The sequence below is a fragment of the Streptomyces sp. NPDC004542 genome (assembly GCF_040610035.1).
Classification (GTDB): domain Bacteria; phylum Actinomycetota; class Actinomycetes; order Streptomycetales; family Streptomycetaceae; genus Streptomyces.
This window is the reverse complement of sequence record NZ_JBEXLP010000079.1, coordinates 16,071-32,623: the sequence shown is the minus strand read 5'-3', so window position 1 is coordinate 32,623 and position 16,553 is coordinate 16,071. Positions and strand designations below refer to the sequence as shown.

At 70.3% G+C, this 16,553-nt stretch carries 16 protein-coding genes, 1 tRNA gene and 1 pseudogene; 5 read left to right on the top strand and 13 right to left on the bottom strand.

Annotation, left to right across the window (positions count from 1 at the left end):
• Window positions 1-143: 143 nt before the first annotated feature.
• From ABZX30_RS30260 to ABZX30_RS30250, 3 genes are all read right to left on the bottom strand, one after another.
• Entirely contained in the window at window positions 144-1,508 is a 1,365-nt protein-coding gene (locus ABZX30_RS30260) for an alkaline phosphatase (protein WP_355939040.1), read from the bottom strand.
• Between the two features lie 155 nt (window positions 1,509-1,663).
• A complete protein-coding gene (locus tag ABZX30_RS30255) occupies window positions 1,664-2,947 on the bottom strand; it encodes a phosphatase PAP2 family protein (RefSeq protein ID WP_355939037.1) in 1,284 nt (427 codons plus the stop codon).
• Between the two features lie 192 nt (window positions 2,948-3,139).
• Window positions 3,140-3,853, bottom strand: coding sequence for a DUF2993 domain-containing protein (locus ABZX30_RS30250; protein WP_355939034.1), 714 nt, complete (start codon window positions 3,851-3,853; stop codon window positions 3,140-3,142).
• Window positions 3,854-3,990: 137 nt separating this feature from the next.
• Here ABZX30_RS30250 and ABZX30_RS30245 point away from each other — a divergent pair, with 137 nt between their 5' ends.
• The 4 genes from ABZX30_RS30245 (at window position 3,991) to ABZX30_RS30230 (ending at window position 6,728) form a co-directional block, all read left to right on the top strand.
• On the top strand, window positions 3,991-4,521 hold the full coding sequence (locus ABZX30_RS30245; protein ID WP_355939031.1) for a TerD family protein: 531 nt from the start codon (window positions 3,991-3,993) through the stop codon (window positions 4,519-4,521).
• A gap of 117 nt (window positions 4,522-4,638) precedes the next feature.
• The gene (locus tag ABZX30_RS30240) at window positions 4,639-5,100 is read left to right on the top strand and encodes a CBS domain-containing protein (RefSeq protein WP_355939028.1); all 462 of its coding nucleotides are present in this window, start codon (window positions 4,639-4,641) and stop codon (window positions 5,098-5,100) included.
• Window positions 5,101-5,262: 162 nt separating this feature from the next.
• Window positions 5,263-5,433: a hypothetical protein gene (locus tag ABZX30_RS30235; RefSeq protein WP_355939025.1), complete on the top strand. Its 171-nt coding sequence runs from the start codon at window positions 5,263-5,265 to the stop codon at window positions 5,431-5,433.
• Window positions 5,430-6,728, top strand: a complete 1,299-nt coding sequence (locus ABZX30_RS30230; RefSeq protein ID WP_355939022.1) for an ArsB/NhaD family transporter — start codon at window positions 5,430-5,432, stop codon at window positions 6,726-6,728. The genes ABZX30_RS30235 and ABZX30_RS30230 overlap by 4 nt, the downstream gene beginning before the upstream one ends.
• Here the strand turns inward: ABZX30_RS30230 and ABZX30_RS30225 are convergent.
• The 9 genes and pseudogenes from ABZX30_RS30225 to ABZX30_RS30185 form a co-directional block, all read right to left on the bottom strand.
• A complete protein-coding gene (locus ABZX30_RS30225; RefSeq protein ID WP_355939019.1) occupies window positions 6,710-7,195 on the bottom strand; it encodes a hypothetical protein in 486 nt (161 codons plus the stop codon). The two genes, ABZX30_RS30230 and ABZX30_RS30225, sit on opposite strands and share 19 nt — an antisense overlap.
• A gap of 157 nt (window positions 7,196-7,352) precedes the next feature.
• Window positions 7,353-8,621, bottom strand: a complete 1,269-nt coding sequence (locus ABZX30_RS30220) for a cation:proton antiporter (RefSeq protein ID WP_355939016.1) — start codon at window positions 8,619-8,621, stop codon at window positions 7,353-7,355.
• 6 nt (window positions 8,622-8,627) lie between these two features.
• On the bottom strand, window positions 8,628-9,098 hold the full coding sequence (locus ABZX30_RS30215) for a TrkA C-terminal domain-containing protein (protein ID WP_355939043.1): 471 nt from the start codon (window positions 9,096-9,098) through the stop codon (window positions 8,628-8,630).
• A 447-nt stretch (window positions 9,099-9,545) separates the two neighbouring features.
• The gene (locus ABZX30_RS30210; RefSeq protein WP_355939013.1) at window positions 9,546-9,971 is read right to left on the bottom strand and encodes a PIN domain-containing protein; all 426 of its coding nucleotides are present in this window, start codon (window positions 9,969-9,971) and stop codon (window positions 9,546-9,548) included.
• Window positions 9,968-10,246 carry a CopG family transcriptional regulator gene (locus ABZX30_RS30205; RefSeq protein ID WP_355939010.1) on the bottom strand — a complete coding sequence of 93 codons (279 nt, stop codon included), beginning with the start codon at window positions 10,244-10,246 and terminating at the stop codon, window positions 9,968-9,970. The genes ABZX30_RS30210 and ABZX30_RS30205 overlap by 4 nt, the downstream gene beginning before the upstream one ends.
• Window positions 10,247-10,309: 63 nt before the next feature.
• Window positions 10,310-10,775, bottom strand: a pseudogene (locus ABZX30_RS30200) (HNH endonuclease); the annotation flags it as partial.
• A gap of 316 nt (window positions 10,776-11,091) precedes the next feature.
• Window positions 11,092-11,165, bottom strand: a tRNA-Pro gene (locus ABZX30_RS30195).
• 33 nt (window positions 11,166-11,198) lie between these two features.
• Window positions 11,199-12,035 (bottom strand): Pr6Pr family membrane protein, encoded by an 837-nt coding sequence (locus ABZX30_RS30190; RefSeq protein WP_355939007.1) that lies wholly within the window; start codon window positions 12,033-12,035, stop codon window positions 11,199-11,201.
• A gap of 132 nt (window positions 12,036-12,167) precedes the next feature.
• Window positions 12,168-13,094: a metallophosphoesterase gene (locus tag ABZX30_RS30185; protein WP_355939004.1), complete on the bottom strand. Its 927-nt coding sequence runs from the start codon at window positions 13,092-13,094 to the stop codon at window positions 12,168-12,170.
• Window positions 13,095-13,228: 134 nt separating this feature from the next.
• On the opposite strand from ABZX30_RS30185, the gene ABZX30_RS30180 reads away from it, so the two are divergent.
• Window positions 13,229-13,696 (top strand): GatB/YqeY domain-containing protein, encoded by a 468-nt coding sequence (locus tag ABZX30_RS30180; protein WP_355939001.1) that lies wholly within the window; start codon window positions 13,229-13,231, stop codon window positions 13,694-13,696.
• Between the two features lie 182 nt (window positions 13,697-13,878).
• On the opposite strand, the gene ABZX30_RS30175 is transcribed toward ABZX30_RS30180, so the two are convergent.
• Window positions 13,879-16,200 (bottom strand): transglycosylase domain-containing protein, encoded by a 2,322-nt coding sequence (locus tag ABZX30_RS30175; protein ID WP_355938998.1) that lies wholly within the window; start codon window positions 16,198-16,200, stop codon window positions 13,879-13,881.
• Between the last annotated feature and the right edge of the window lie 353 nt (window positions 16,201-16,553).

The window sequence follows — 16,553 nt, the reverse complement described above, 5'->3', positions numbered from 1 at the left end:
AAAAAAACCCCCCCCCACCGCGCACATATCCCCCCCCTGGGGCCGCCACCCCCAAGCGGGGGCCCCCCCCCCCCCCCACCGGGGGGGGGCCCCGCCCCCCCCCGCCCCCCGGGCCCCCGGTCAGAACCCCTCGTTCACGGTGTTCAGCGCAGGCGCAGGGCCTCGCGGATCGTGGTGAACAGGTCGGTCTGGTTGGTGACGCCGAGGACCCGGTACGCCTGCGGGCCCTGGGCGGCGATGCGGACCTGGGTGCCGGTGTGCTCCTGGGACTGGCCCGGGGTGTTGGTCGAGTAGTTCACCTTCAGCTGCTGGCCCTCGTCGGTGACCAGGGTGGAGGACAGGCCGGGCGGGGTGGCCTCCAGCGGGACGATCTGGCTGGTGTGGCCGTGGTCGGCGGTGGTGACGACCAGGGTGTCCGGGTGCTTGGCCGCGTACGCGCGGGCGACCTTCACCGCACGGTCGAAGGCCGCGGTCTCGCCGATCTGGCCGCAGGGGTCGGCCGCGTGGTCCTGCTTGTCGATCGAGGCGCCCTCGATCTGCAGGAAGAAGCCCTGCTTGGAGTGGTGGGCCTGCTGCTTGGCCTCCAGCAGCTGGATCGCCTTGGTGGCGGAGTCCGCGAGGCTCGGAGTCGTGGACGGGCGGTTCGGGTTGGAGGTCGTGCACCGCTGCGGGGCGGTGCCGCCGACCGCGGCCGCCTTGCCGCTCCACTCGACCGGCACGTTGCCGGCGGCGAACAGGCCGAGCACCGGCTTGCCGGCCTTCACGCTCTTCAGGCCCGCCTGGTCGGTGACGACCTGGTAGCCGAGCTTCTGTGCCTGCTGGGTGACGGTGAGGCCCTTGTACGTGCCGTCGGTGACCTTCTGGTCGAAGCGCTGCTTGCCGCCGCCGATGAGGACGTCGACCTTGTGGTTGACGGACTGCTCGGCGATCGAGCCGGGCCCGCCGGCCGCGATCGTGTCGGTGGGGCACTTGGCCATGTCGGCCGGGCCCTGGCAGGAGCGGTCGGTGACGTGGGAGGCGAGCACGGCCGGGGTGGCGTCGGTGAGCTCGGCCGTCGTCACGCTGCCGGTGGCGTAGCCGTTCTTCTGGGCCAGCTCCAGGATCGTCCGGACGGCCTTGTCGCTGCCGGGCGTCTTGGAGATGCGGCCGTTGACCGTCTTGACGCCGGTCGCCCAGCCGGTGCCGCTGGCGGCGGAGTCGGTGACGTAGTCGGGGGTGCCGTCGGCGTGCACCGCGTACGTCGTGTAGGCGCCGGTGAGCGGGAACTTGTCCATGTTCAGGCGACCGTTCGCGCCGACCGTGTAGTCGCGGGCGAGGGTGATCTCCGAGTCGCCCATGCCGTCACCGATGAGCAGGATGACGTTCTTCGCCTTCCCGTTCTTGATCGCGCCCTTCGCCTGCTGCGCGGTGTCGAAGGCGCCGGCGGCGCTGGTGACGGCCACGGCGGCGGTGGTCGCGGCGACCAGTGCGGTGGCGACGGTGAGGTGACGGCGGGTCAGTCTGGGCATGAGTACGACTCCTTGAGCGTCCGGCGTCCCGCGTGGACCGGCGGTGACGAGGAACAGACCACCAGGCGACGACAAAGACCGGGTGAACGACCGGTCATGCGGATGTTTCCGGATCATGACACGCGTGCTCGGCCCGCCGCCCGGTACGACATGCCTCAGGCCGGCTCGGGCTGCGGCTCCCGGCGCGGCGCCGGCACGGCCGTCGGTTCCCACAGTCTCGTCGCCCGTACGTAGCCGTGGACCATCGAGCCCGTCGCCAGGACGATCAGCGGCCCGAAGACCAGCGGATGCCCGGCCATCTCCACCGGCAGGAAGCGGTACGACACCAGGAGCGCGGCGAAGACCGTCGCGCCGTGGGCGACCAGCAGGCCTGCCGACCGGTCCCAGCCGCGCGCCTGCGCGCGCAGGGCCGCCTCGATCGTGAGCGTGAACACGACGCCGGCCACGAGGTCCGCGCCGTAGTGGTAGCCGAAGCCCAGCGTCGCGCCGAGCGTGGTGAGCAGCCAGAACGCGCCCAGGAAACGCAGGGCGCGCGGGCCCTTGCGGGAGTGGATGAAGATCGCGGTGGCCCACGCCGTGTGCAGGCTGGGCATGCAGTTGCGCGGGGTCACCCGGTCGAACGGCATGGGGTGCGGCGCGTCGAACGGCGGCGGCGTGTTCGGCCACAGGTCGGCCACCGCCCAGTGCCCGCCGTCGGTGCCGTAGGCGAAGACCGGTCCGACCACCGGGAAGAGCATGTAGACGGCCGGTCCGAGCAGGCCGATCACCAGGAAGGTGCGCACCAGGTGGTGGCGCGGGAACCGGCGCTCGACCGCCACATGGCGCAGCTGGTACAGCGCGACGACGACCGCCGCCACCGCGAGCTGGATGTAGACGTAGTCGAGGACGTGGGCGCCGATCGGACCCGTGGCCCTGACGATCCGTCCCACCAGCCACGACGGGTTGCCCAGCGCGTGATCGGCGGTCGCCACGTACGGGTCGAGCACCGCCGGGCGGGTCTTGGAGGTGATGAGCAGCCAGGTGTCGCCGGTCTTGCGCCCGGCCACCAGCAGCAGGGCCAGTCCGACGCCCTTCAGCAGCAGAACGCGGTCCTGACCGGTGCGGCGCGTGACGGCGACGACCGCACAGCCCAGGACCACCCACAACGCGCCGTTCCCGAACGGCTGGTGGTCCGTCGCACGCACGCCCTCCGCCCACCGGACCACCAGGAAGACGACGTCGATGCCGATCGCGGTGCCGGCCGCGACGAACCGTTCCCGCCGGGGGAGCGCCACCATCGTCAACGCGAGGCCGGCGTACAGCAGCGGCCCCGATTTAGGGGGGCAGACCACCTCTTTCACCTGGTTGGTGATCGGCCCCGGCAGTCCGTAGTGACGTGCGGCGATCTCCAGCGCGACGAGGAACACGAGGGTCACCGCACCCGCCGCGGCCCACAGCATCACCCGCGGCCGACGCCATGCGGGAAGGGCTGTTCGTCGCTCTGTCCGTCCCTCTCTTCGTGAAAAGAGCTGTGATTTTATGAATATCAATTATTTGGCCGGTTTGTTAGATATTTAAGGGCGATCGTCGTGAGAGCGGACATGCTAGCGGGGCGTGCCGACGGGCGCTGCGGTGAATTCGGCCACGCATGCTCACCTGGTGAACCGTGACGAGCCGAGGTTCACCAGGTGACCGACCATGCTGATCCGCACGCCGTCCGGAGTGGCGCGGGCCGCGGTGAACCCGACGTTCTCGGGGAGCTGGATCCGCCAGTCGGCCATCGGCCGGTCCGCCCCGGGGAGAGTCAGCGAGATCTCCGTTCCCTGGGCGAGCAACGTGCCCGTGCCGTTCGGCTCCCGCCCGCCGGCGGCGCCCGTGACCTCGACCCGCGCGGCCTGCCCCGTCGAACCGGGGGCCCGCGAGATGCGGAGGGGGCCGCCGGTGCCCGCCAGCCGTGTGGCCACGCCGGACAGTGCCTCGTACGAGAGCGTCAGCTCGCCCGTGGCGAGGTTCGCCTCGGCACTGCGTGCGGCCAGGGAGGTCACCCGCACGCCACGCAGGTCGAGCCGGAGCGCCTGCACGGGCAGGTAGCCCCCCTGGGCATTGCCGATGGTGTCGACGGTGAACCGCTCCGCGGTCAGCTTGACGTGGTCGAACTCCTGGCCGAGTGCCTGGGTCAGGAAGGGAAAGCCCTCGATCGACACGTCCAGGTGACCGTCGGTGGTGTTCCGGTAGCCGTACTTCTGCGCGGCCAGGCGAGTGGCCTCCTGGTCGGCGTAGTGCACGGCGACCCGGTCGGCCACGGTGAGGAGAACGGCCGGCACCACCACCGTGATCGCGAGAACCCTGACCCGGCGACGCCTCATGTGAATCCCCCCGTGGTATCCGTCATTCGGCTGCCGATCATGCCCGCTCGGCATCAAAAGGCAGTCGAGAACGCATACTTGACGGTACGGAAAGGTATCGCGGTGGTCCTGAGGAGGACCTGAGGGGGAGCGGCAAGGTGAGCGGTGGCGGCGACGGGCTGGGCAAGGTCGAGGTACGGCTCAAGTGGGATCCGAGCCCCTTCGGGGAAACGCCCCGCCACCTCGACATCATCGCCGCGACCTACTCGGTGGACGATCCCTACGGGCGGCCGGTGTACGTCGTGCACTACGACAGCCGGTCACCGGACGGCACCATCAACATGCCCCGGCACAGCCGGACCGGCATGGGCTTCGGCTTCGTCGAGGTGATGGTCCTGGAATTCGACCGTCTGGCGCCCGTGTACGGGCGGGTGGTGGTCGGTGTGGCCATCCACCAGAACGACCGGCCCCGCACGTTCGGGGAGATCTCCCACGCGGGAGTGGTCGTCGTCCAGGGATACCAGCAGCTCCTGGCGGACGACTTCGCCCGGGTCGCGGACTCCACGGCCACGACGGTCGCCGAGTTCGTCCGGGACCCCTCCGGGGCATGGGGGATGCGCGAGATGATCCGGGGCTTCGACAGCGACCCGGTGCTCTTCACCGCGGAGATGGGCAGCCCGCAGCACTGACCGCCGCCCGGGTCTTTCGGTCAGCGGCCGCCTTCCTCACGCGTGACCCACAATGGCAGCGGGAGACCCAGGACCCGGAGACCCGGTACCGGGAGACGGAGCGGACAGGAGCCGATCGTGCGGGCACGTGACCTGGCGGTGGAGTACGAGACCGTGGGCGTCGACGCCGACGCGACGGCCGCGGCACGGCTGATGGCCGAACACCGGCTGCCGGCCCTGCTCGTCGTGGACGAGGCGGGCGCCCCGAAGGCGATCCTCCCGGCCTCGCAGATGATCAAACTCCTGGTGCCCGCCTACGTGATCGAGGACCCCACGCTGGCCGCCGTGGTCGACGAGCGCCACGCCGACCGGCTGTGCCAGGCGCTGAAGGGACGCACGGTCCGCGACTGCCTCTCCAAGAGCGTGCCCGCACCGCCCGTGGCCGAGCCCGACGCGACCGCGCTGGAAGTGGCCGCGCTGATGGCACAGGTCCGCAGTCCGCTGGTGGCGGTCGTGGAGGGAGCGGGTGCCGGGCGGCGCCTGCTCGGTGTGATCACCGCTTCCCACCTGCTGGAACGGCTGCTGCTCGCCGCATCCTGAGCCGCCCGCACACTGCCGGATCCCGGCAGCGAGGTCGCGTCCCGGCTGCCCGTCGGCAATCTGTCACAGGGGCGTCAAGGGAAGGTAGGGTTCCCCCGGTGTGCCGGGAAGTCTGGTCGGCGAGCAGGGGACAGATCTCTCTTCCGATCGGGGACGCCGACCATGGTGCTCATTCACGCCACCCGCCACCGCACGCGGGCCGACGCCTTCCTCCCGGCCCCGGCGGTCTTCCTGATCCGCCCGGCCCCGCTGCCGCTGCCGCTGCCGGGTACCCGCAGTGGGGGCCCGAAGGGCTTCGCCGTACCGATCGCGGGAGGAACCGGAGGATCGTGAGCGACTGGCACAGCTGGGCGGCCCTCGCCGTCTTCGTCGGCGCGTACGCCCTGATCATCAGCGAGAAGATCCACCGGGTCGCCGTGGCCCTGGGCGGCGCGGGCCTGATGCTGGCGATCGGGGCGACCGACGACGTCTCGGCGTTCTACTCGGAGAGCTCCGGCATCGACTGGAACGTCATCTTCCTGCTGATGGGCATGATGATGATCGTCGGCGTGCTGAAGAAGACCGGCCTGTTCGAGTACCTGGCGATCTGGGCGGTCAAGCGGGCCCGGGCCAAGCCCTTCCGGGTCATGGCCATGCTGGTCGTCATGACAGCCGTGGCCTCGGCCCTGCTGGACAACGTCACCACGGTGCTGCTGATCGCCCCGGTCACCCTGCTGGTGTGCGAACGCCTCGCGCTGCCCACGGCGCCGTTCCTCATCGCCGAGGTGATGGCCTCCAACATCGGCGGCACCGCGACCCTGGTCGGTGACCCGCCCAACATCGTCATCGCCAGCCGGGCCGGCCTGACCTTCAACGACTTCGTCGTCCACCTCGCCCCGCTCGCGGCACTCCTGGTGGCCGTGCTGCTCCTGCTGTGCCGGGTCATGTTCCGGAAGTCGTTCGCGTACGACGAGGACCGTGCCGCGGAGATCATGACGCTGGAGGAACGGGAGGCCGTCAAGGACCCGCGGCTCATGGTCCAAGGGCTGATCGTGCTCGCCCTGGTCGTGGCCGGCTTCGTCCTCCACCCGGTGCTGCACTACGCGCCCAGCATCGTGGCACTCCTCGGCGCAGGTCTCCTCGTCGCCGTCACCGCGGTGGAGACGCACGAGGTCCTCGCCGAGGTGGAGTGGCCCACGCTGGCCTTCTTCGCCGGGCTGTTCATCATGATCGGCGGGCTCATCGACACCGGGGTCGTCGACGAGATCTCCCACCGGCTGGCCGACCTGATCGGCGGCAACGAGCTGGGCGGCGCGATGACGCTGCTCGGGGGCTCGGCGGTGCTGTCCGGCGTCGTGGACAACATCCCCTACGTCGCCACGATGGCGCCCATCACCGCCGATCTGGTCCACGAGATGGGCGACGGCGGCCACCACGTGCTGTGGTGGGCCCTCGCGCTCGGTGCCGACCTGGGCGGCAACGCCACCGCGATCGGCGCCTCCGCCAACGTCGTCGTCCTCGGCATCGCCGAACGCACCGGCCGGCCCATCTCCTTCTGGCAGTTCACCAAGTACGGCCTCGTCGTCACCGCGGCGACCGTCGCCCTCTCCCTGGTGTACGTCTGGCTGCGCTACTTCGCGCTCTCCTGACCGGCCTGCGGGTGGGCCCGCGGAGGCACGGGCGACCCCGGACCGGCCGGTACCGCCGGCGCCTCGTCGGGAGCGTCCACGGACTCCGTCGACGTGGTGCCGCGCTCCACCGGAGGCCCGCTCGGTCCGGTGGCCCAGGTCACCACACCGACCACGGCCAGCACGGCCACGACGCCCAGGGCACGGCCGACACGACGACGCCGGGCGCGGCCGTCCAGGGCGTGCCACGCGGATCCGGATTCGTCGGGCCACCAGGGCTCGCCGACCGTGTCCGGCACCGTCCGCCCCGTCCCCGCCCCCCTCGAAGCCCTCGCCGCGCGTTCCCGCGCGGAGGGCTCCCGGGGAGCCGAGCGCCGGATGGCCCGCTCGCTGTCTGTGCTGAACCGCTGCCACACCTCGTCCGGAAAGGCCGTCAGGTCGTCCCGGTCCTCCGGTATGTCGCTGTCATGCGGTCGGTCGGCGGTCATGACTTCTCTTGTACACCAGCCCGTGGGCCCCTGACTCGATACTGCCCGTACTGCCCGTACTGCCCGTACTGCCCGTACCGCCCGGCAGCCGGGGTGGCGAGCAGGGGGACCGTGTCCCGCTCGCCCCGCTCCGTCGGTGCCGCCCAGCCGTCGTCGCTCACGACCGGCCGAGAGTGTCCCGACCTTCGACCGCCTCCACCGCCTCCACCGCCTCCACCGCTTCCTGGGCCTCCGCGCGCGACACCTGGGCCGTCGGCGCGAGCCTGCCCGGCCGAGCGGCCAGACGCAGGGCCACGGGCTCGGTGAAACGAGCGGTGAGCGGGCCGAGGATCACCAGGATGAGCACGTACGCCGTGGCCAGCGGGCCGAGCGAGGGCTCGATCCCGGCGGTGACCGCGAGCCCGGCGATGACGATGGAGAACTCCCCGCGGGCGACCAGCGTGCCACCCGCCCGCCAGCGGCCCTTGGCGGAGACACCGGCCTGCTTCGCCGCCCAGTACCCGGTGGCGATCTTCGTGAGCGCGGTGACGACGGCCAGGGCGAACGCCGGCACCAGCACCGGCGGAATGCTCGAGGGGTCGGTGTGCAGTCCGAAGAAGACGAAGAACACCGCGGCGAACAGGTCCCGCAGGGGCGCGAGCAGGTTGTGCGCGCCCTCGGCCACCTCTCCGGAGAGGGCGATGCCCACCAGGAAGGCGCCCACCGCGGCCGACACCTGAAGCTTCTGCGCGATACCGGCCACCAGCAGGGTCAGGCCCAGCACCACCAGGAGCAGCTTCTCCGGATCGTCGCTGGAGACGAACCGGGAGATGTGCCGGCCGAACCGCACCGCCAGCAGCAGCACCAGCCCGGCCACACCGAGCGCGATCGCGAGCGTGACGCTGCCGGCCGCGAGCCCGGACCCGGCCAGCAGAGCGGTGATGATCGGCAGGTAGACCGCCATGGACAGGTCCTCCAGCACCAGGATGCTCAGGATCACCGGCGTTTCCCGGTTGCCCAGCCGTCCCAGATCACCGAGCACCTTGGCGATGACACCGGAGGACGAGATCGAGGTGACGCCCGCCAGCACCACCGTGGCCACCGGCCCCCAGCCCAGCAGCAGCGCCATCGCGGCACCCGGCACCGCGTTGAGCGCGGCGTCGACCAAGCCCGCCCGGTACTGCGTCTTGAGGTTGGAGACCAGGTCGCTGGCCGTGTACTCCAGGCCGAGCATGAGCAGCAGCAGGATCACGCCGATCTCGGCGCCGATCGCCACGAACTCCTCGCTGGCACCGAGCGGCAGCAGCCCGCCCTCGCCGAAGGCCAGCCCGGCCAGCAGGTAGAGCGGGATCGGCGAGAACTGGAAACGGCCGGCGAACCTGCCGAGCAGCCCCAGGCCGAGGATGATCGCGCCGAACTCGATCAGGAAGACCGCAGACGAGTGCACCGCGGATCACTCCTGACCGAGTATCACGGCGGCAGCCTCCACGCCCTCGCGCGTGCCGATCACGATCAGGGTGTCGCCGCCGGCCAGCCGGAAGTCCGGTCCGGGGGAGGGTATTGCCTCGGCGCGGCGCAGCACCGCCACGATCGACACACCGGTCTCCGTACGCATCCGGGTGTCGCCCAGCAGCCGCCCGTTCCAGTGCGAGGTGGCCGCCAGCTCGATCCGCTCGGCCACCAGCCCCAGCTCCGTCGTCGACAGCAGGTTCGGGCTGTGGTGCTGCGGCAACAGCGCGTTGACGAGCGCCGCCGCCTCCCCCGACGACAGCCGCACCGACAGCGCGCACGCGTCCGGATCGTCCTCGCGGTACGCGCTGAGGGTCCGCGACCCGTCCCGGTGCGCGACCACCGAAAGGCGGCGCTGCTCCCGCGTGGCGAGGTCGTAGCGGACCCCGATTCCCGGCAACGGCGTACTGCTCATACGCGCAGCGCCCACGTTTCTGCCTCCTGCCCGACTAGGGTGATCTTTTGACCAATCTTTGCCCACACCCTACCGAGCGCCCCGAACACGCCCTCCACGTCCCCGTCGTCGTGGCGGCGCTCGCAGACCGGCCGTGCCCGGGCAGCGGCCAACAGGCGGTGTTGCTGAGGAGGTTGGCGAACGCGGCCCGGAACCACTCAGGGGCCCGACCCGCCAAGCGGATCAGGCCCCTGAGTGGTACCCCGGCGTCGGGGTGGCGGTGGTGCTGCTGCCTGGATGGTGCTGGAGAGGCAGCCCTGCGACCCGAAGGCAATCCACCAGCCACCAGTGCCAGTAAGTCGAGTCGGCCACTCTGTTCGCCGTCCGCTGCCTGGCGTCGGAGACTGCCGATGTGGTCCGGACAAAGTACGCGATGGCTTCGCGGGCGCTGGAGAGGCGAGGGTAGGGTCACACCTTCTTGACGACGATCGTGTCCGGGACCAGCTTCTCCAGGTCGTCGACGTCCGAGGTGAAGACGGTGACCTGTCCCCTCTGCTGTCGCGCGATGACGGCGAGCACGGCGTCGATCGCGTACTTGTGGCCGTGCAACGTGGCGTCGGCCAGGAGTCGACGTGCCTGGCGGGCCTCGTCCTTCCCGATGTCGACGACCTGGAGCCGGGACAGTACCCAATCCCAGCGTTGCTCGGTCGTTCTGCCGTCGTACGCCTCGACCAGCGTCATCGGGGACGTCACCACCTCGGCTTCCCCGCGTGCCGCGAGATCGAGCCAGGCGATCATCTTCCGGTCGCCGCGCACCGCAAGGGACAGGGCTTCGCAGTCCAGTACGAAGACGCGGAGGGGTCGCTGTCCGCGCTCACCGGCTCGCTTCTTCACGCAGCCTCTCCGGCGTCGTGCTTTCCGGCGGTTCGACGCCGCTCGTGTTCGGCATCGAGATCGTCCAGCTCGTCGAGCGCTGCCGCATGTTCGTCCTCGGTGACGGGGCCGTGTTCTTCCTGCAGCCAGTCGACCAGTTCCCGGAGCCGGTCCCGGTCACGCTTGAAGCGCAGCGCCTCGGCGACATACGCCGACAGGCCCCGCTCTGCCGCGTCCGCGCGGATCTCGTCCAGGAGATCCTCGGGAATCGTCACGGTTACCTTCTTCGTCGCCATACAAGAGACCATACTCCTGGTGCCGCACTCCTTACCAGAGGGTCAGTGATCGACGCTCGGCGATCAGGTGGCCGGGGCGGGGCGTGGGCTGCTGTGGAAGACCTGGCTGGTGTGCCAGGAGCGGTGGGCCGCCGCGACGGGACGGGCACCCGGTCGAGGTCCGATGAGCGGGCGGCCGGCGAGCGCTACGACGTGCTCGCGGGCGGCAGGGCTGTGGCCTACGAAGCGCTGCGAGACCAGGATGCGGTGACTTCCCCCACTCTCGGCTTCGCTCGAGCGGGGGGACCCCCATCCGATGCCGAGGACGCCCTTGTCGAAGAGCTTGTGGTGCAGCGAGCACAGGCACAGGCCGTTGTCGACGTCGTCAGGGCCGTCGAACGCCCACCCAGTGCACATGCGCGGCCTCCAGCCCGACCGGCACCGCGCCGATCCTGCCGTCGTAGCCGCAGAAGGCGCACTGGTACTCGTATGCAGTCAGGACCTGATCCCGCATCCGGGGATCCCGCCGCCTGCGCACGGCCGAGAACTCGGGGCTGTCCGACGTGACAGGGTCGGTTCCGTCGCCGATGCGGGTGAGGAGTGCGAGCTGCCGGTCATTTAACGGAGACCATGGGTGCATGGCGATCGTCGTACCGTCCGTGGGCTCCCCGGCACAAGCCGTGGGGAAGGGCTCTCCCGGGGTGCACCCGGCGCACAACGCGCTCGAAGGCCGAACGCCCCTCGCCGGGAGCCGCCGGGAGCCGCATCCCGAAGATCGCACCCAGTTGGCTCCCAAAACGGGGCCGCACACCAAATCAGGCCCGGTGCTGATCTCTCAGCACCGGGCCTGACCTGGTGTTTCTCTGTCGGGGTGGCGGGATTTGAACCCACGGCCTCTTCGTCCCGAACGAAGCGCGCTGCCAAGCTGCGCTACACCCCGATGTCACTGCTTGTCGCGGCGACGTCGTTTACTTTAGCCCACCGGCGGCCGGAGACGAAATCCGGTTGTGCGGGGGCGGCGTACGGGGTTCGGGCGGGTGTGGTCGAGGGCGACCAGGAGCACGGCGAGGGCGTAGAAGGAGAGGCCGAGGAGGAGGGCGTTGGCGAGCGTGCCCTTGTAGCCGTGCCGCTCGACGTCGAGGAAGGGGTAGAGGGAGCGGGCCGGGGTGCCGGGGAGGAGCAGTTCGGCCCGGGTGAGGGAGAAGGCCAGGTACGCCAGGGGGTAGAGCATCCAGGCGGTGGCCTGGCGCAGGTGCAGGCGGCCGGGGGCGGTGAGCAGGAGCCAGTCCAGGAGCGCGCCGAGCGGGACGGCCGTGTGCAGGAGCTGGAGGGCGGTCCACCGGCCGTGCCAGCGCGCCGGGAGCGTGGTGGCGTCCGTCATGGAGAACGGGGGCGTCGTGTGGGCGAGGAGCAGGTGGTAGACCGCCGCCGCGATCAGCGCGTACAGCAGCACGGCGCCCGTCAGGACCGGCGGTACGGGGCGGCGCGCCGTCGCCGCGCGGTGGGCCGAGGCGAGGAAGGTCACGGCCAGAAGGGCGCCGGCCTGGACGCTGAAGTAGCTCAGGGTGCGCGCCGGGCTGCCGAGCAGCAGCTCGAGCGCGACGCCCGCCGCCGCCAGCAGGGCGATCAGCAGCCGGAAGACCGCGGTCAGGGGGCGGTGTACGGGGGGTACCACCGCCGCGGCCGGGACCGGGGGGAGCAGCAGGGCGGGGGATCCCGGCACCGGGGGGAGGTCGGGGATGTCCCGGGGTATCGGAGGCGTCCGGGGTATCCGGGGTGACGGCGGTGTCGGGGGCGTCGGGGCGGTCATGCCCTCACGCTATGCAGGACGGACAAAAGGGGCGATCCGGGTTGATCCGGGTGGGTTACCCGGGCCCGCCCGGATCGGTTTGGCTCAGTTGGAGGGCGGCCGGGCCGCTGGGCCGCTGGCCTCTAGTCCCCTCTAGTCCTTCGCCACCAGCGTCAGCAGCGTCGCCTCCGGCGGGCACGCGAACCGTACCGGGGTGTAGCGGTTCGTGCCGCAGCCGGCCGAGACGTGGAGGTAGGCCGTACGGCCCTCCGCGGTGTGCGTGGACAGGCCCTTCACGCGGTCCGTGTCGAGGTCGCAGTTGGTGACCAGAGCGCCGTAGAAGGGGATGCAGAGCTGTCCGCCGTGGGTGTGACCGGCCAGGAGCAGGGGGTAGCCGTCGGCCGTGTACGCGTCCAGTACGCGCAGGTACGGAGCGTGCACCACGCCCATCGAGAAGTCGGCCGAGGCGGAGGGGCCGCCGGCCACGCGGGCGTAACGGTCGCGCTTGATGTGCGGGTCGTCCAGGCCGGTGAGCTCCACCGAGACGCCCTCGATCTTGAGTTCGCCCCGGGTGTTGGTCAGGTTCAGCCAACCCGCCGCGTCGAAGGCGTCCCTGAGGTCCTCCCACGGGTTGTGGATCACGCCCACGGCCGGCGGGTTGCCGTTCAGGCCGTGCCGGCCGCTCGCCTTCTCCAGCAGGTAGCGGGCCGGGTTGCGGAGCTTGGGGCCGTAGTAGTCGTTGGAGCCGAAGACGTACGCGCCCGGGAACTCCATCAGGGGGCCGAGCGCGTCCAGCACCTCCGGCACGCCCTCCGGGTCGGAGAGGTTGTCGCCGGTGTTGATCACGAAGTCGGGGCGCAGACCCGCCAGCGAACGCAGCCAGCGCTGCTTCTTGCGCTGCCCGCCGACCATGTGGATGTCGGAGACCTGGAGCACCCGCAGCGGGCGCATGCCCGGAGGGAGGACGGGCACCGTCACCCGGCGGAGGCGGAAGGAACGGGCCTCGAAACCCGCCGCATACACCAGACCGGCGGCGCCGGCCGCCACGACTCCCAGGGGTACTCCGTATCGCGCGCGCATACGACCATCGTGTCAGACCCTGACGGTGCGTAGAGACCGGCGGCCCCCTTCCCGCCCCGCTCCGTCACCGGCGGTCACCGGCCGCCCCGTAAATCTGCGGGCGTTCGCCTCACCGCACCTGCGACAATCGAGCCATGACCACCACGCTCAAGTCGAAGCTGCACGACGACCTCAACGCCGCGATCAAGGAGCGCGACGAGCTCCGCTCCTCGACGCTCCGGCTGACCCTCGCCGCGATCACGAAGGAGGAGGTCGCGGGCAAGCAGAAGCGCGAGCTCTCCGACGACGAGGTCCAGAAGGTGATCACCAAGGAGGCCAAGAAGCGCCGCGAGGCGGCGGAGGCCTTCGCGCAGGGTGGTCGTGCCGAGCAGGCCGAGCGGGAGAAGGCGGAGGGTGAGGTGCTGGCCGCGTACCTGCCCCAGCAGCTGTCCGACGCGGAGCTGGAGACGATCGTGGCGCAGGCCGTCGAGGAGGCCAGGGCGGCGGGTGCCGAGGGACCGCGGGCCATGGGCGCCGTGATGAAGATCGTGAACCCGAAGGTGGCGGGCCGGGCCGAGGGCGGCCGGGTCGCCGACGCGGTCAAGAAGCTGCTGGCGGACTGACCGCCGCCCGGGCGCGTCGGGCCCCCGTGCGAGCCCGTACGACCGCATCAGCCCGTACGACCGCATCAGCCCGTACGACCGCATCAGCCCGTACGGCCGTACGACGAAGGGCCGGCCCCTCTGCCGAGGGGCCGGCCTTGCCGCGTTCACCGGGTGTAAGCGGTCACCGACCGGTCACCGAGTCACCGCTGGCCGCCGTTGCCGTTCCCGTTCGGGCCCCCGTTGCCCTGGCCCTGGATGAATCCGTCCGGGAAGGAGAAGGTGGGCGTCGGGAAACCGGTGTCGCCGCCGGTCGTGCCGCCGTCCGTCAGGCCGCCGATGAGCCCGCCGATGACACCGCCGCTGTTGTCCCCGTTGCCGTCGTTGCCGCCGTTGCCCCCGCCGTTGCCCCCGCCGTGGCCCTTGCCGTCGCCCTTGTTCTTGTCCTTGTTGTCGTCGTCCGGGATGTCGACGAGGCTGAAGTCGGGGGCGTCCTTGCCGGCCAGCGCACCGTTCATGGCGTCGCGCCAGATCGGGCCGGGGACCTGGCCACCGTAGACGAGGTCGTTGTACCGGCCGCCGATGGTGATGTTGACCATCTTCACGTTCTGCTTGGCGCTGCCGACCCAGACCGCACCGGAGAGGTTGGGCGTGTAGCCGACGAACCAGGCGTTCTTCCGCTCGTCCGTCGTACCCGTCTTGCCCGCGCTCTCACGGTCGCCGAGTCCGGCCTCCTGACCCGTACCGGAGTCGATCACGCCGCGCAGCAGGGTGTTGACCGTGTCGGCGGTCTTCTCGCTCATCGCGCGCGAGCACGTCGACTTCGGCACCTCGAGCGACTTGTGCTCGTCACCGATCTTCTGGGTGATCGACTCGATGGCGATCGGCGTGCAGTACATGCCCCGGGCGGCGAACGTGGCGTAAGCGTTGGCCATCGTCAGCGGGGAGAGGCCGATCGCGCCGAGGGCGATGGAGGGGTTCTCGGGGAGCTTGTCGCCGTTGCCCTGCACCACGTGCAGGGCGTCGGTCATCTTCACCACCGGGCACAGGCCGATGTCGGAGATGAGCTGCACGAAGTAGGTGTTGACGGACTTGGCCATCGCCGTCTTCATGCGGTACGGGCCCTTCTCGGACTCGCTCTCGTTCTCCACCGTGTACGAGCGGTCGTTGACCCACGGCTTGCTGCTGCAGGTCTGCACGGGGCTCGGGTAGTTCATCTTGTACGGCGACGAGTACTGCTGCGTCGCGGGCTTGCCGCCCTCGAGGGCGGCCGCGGCCACGAACGGCTTGAAGGTCGAGCCGGTCGGGAAGCCGAAGTTGGAGCCGCCCATGTCGTGGTTGACGGAGTAGTTGTACTCGGTCTCGTCCTTGCCGTAGCCGTACGGCTTCGACTGGCCCATCGCCAGGATCTTCCCGGTGCCGGGCTCCACCAGGGTGGCGGCCGCGGCGACCCGGTCGGACTTGTAGACGTGGTCCTTGAGGGAGGCCTGCACCGACTCCTGGGACTGCGGGTCCAGCGTCGTACGGATCGTCAGGCCGCCCTTGTTCCACAGCTTGGCGCGTGCCTCGCGGGTCTTGCCGAAGGCCGGGTCGGTGAGGAAGACGTTCTCGACGTACTTGCAGAAGAACGCGGCGCCCTTGGAGGCGGTGATGCAGCCGTTCTTCGGCCGGCTGACGTGCAGCCCGAGCGGGGCCTTCCTGGCCTTGTCCGCCTCCGCCTCGGAGATGTCGCCGACCTGGGCCATCCGGGTGAGCACGGTGTTGCGCCGCTTGGTGGCCTCGGCCTCGTCGTTCACCGGGTCGTACCGGCTCGGGGACTGCACGATGCCGGCCAGCAGCGCCGACTCCTGGAGGTTCAGGTCCTTGGCGTGCTTGGAGAAGTAACGCTGCGAGGCCGCCTCGACGCCGTAGGCCTGCTCGCCGAAGAAGGTGATGTTCAGGTAGTTCTCGAGGATCCTCTTCTTGCCGAGCTTGTCCTCGAGCTGGATCGCGAACTTCAGCTCGCGGATCTTGCGGCCCAGCGTCTGCTGGGTGGCCTGCGCGACCTTCGTCGGGTCGTCGCCGGCCTCCTCGATGAAGTAGTTCTTCACCAGCTGCTGGGTGAGCGTGGAGGCGCCCTCGGCGACCCCGCCCTCCTGCGCGTTCTTGTTCAGGGCGCGCAGGATGCCCTTCAGGTCGATCGCGCCGTGCTGGTAGAAGCGGGAGTCCTCGATCGCGACGATCGCCTTCTGCATGTACGGCGAGATGTCCTTGAGCTCCACCACCGTACGGTCCCGCGAGTACACCGAGGCGATCTTGTGCCCCGCGTTGTCCAGGATCGTGGTGCGCTGGCTGAGCTGCGGGCTCTTGAGGTTCATGGGGATCTCGTCGAAACCCTGCACCGTGCCCTTGGCCGCGAGACCGAGCGCGCCGGCCGCGGGCAGCGCGATGCCGGCCATCACCGCTCCCGCGAGCACACTGACACCGAGGAACTTGGCGGCCTGCTGCGTGGCCGACAGGCCACCGCCCGAGCGCTTCTTTGGCATGAGGGCAGCCTACGTTCTCATTCGCCGGACACGCGTGAAGGCCTTGGCCTAAGCTGCTCTCAACTGTCACAGCAGTAAGGCCACGTATCAATACGTCCGGCGAACCCGAATCGTTCCGGCTGTAGCCGACTTTTTTGTCGGCGGCGTGTCCGAATCCGCCGCGTGTGTCACCTCGCGCCCGTTGTGGCCCACCGCGGCTGTACCGGTTTGCCGGGATGATCACGCATGTCGCCAGCTCACTCCCGCGGGTGATCTGCCGCTTACCCATAGTCCGTTCGGGCCATTCAAGATTGGGCCCGAAGGGGGTGTTGCGCTGTGCCCACCTTCCGTAACGTCCTCAACTGGCGGCGGTG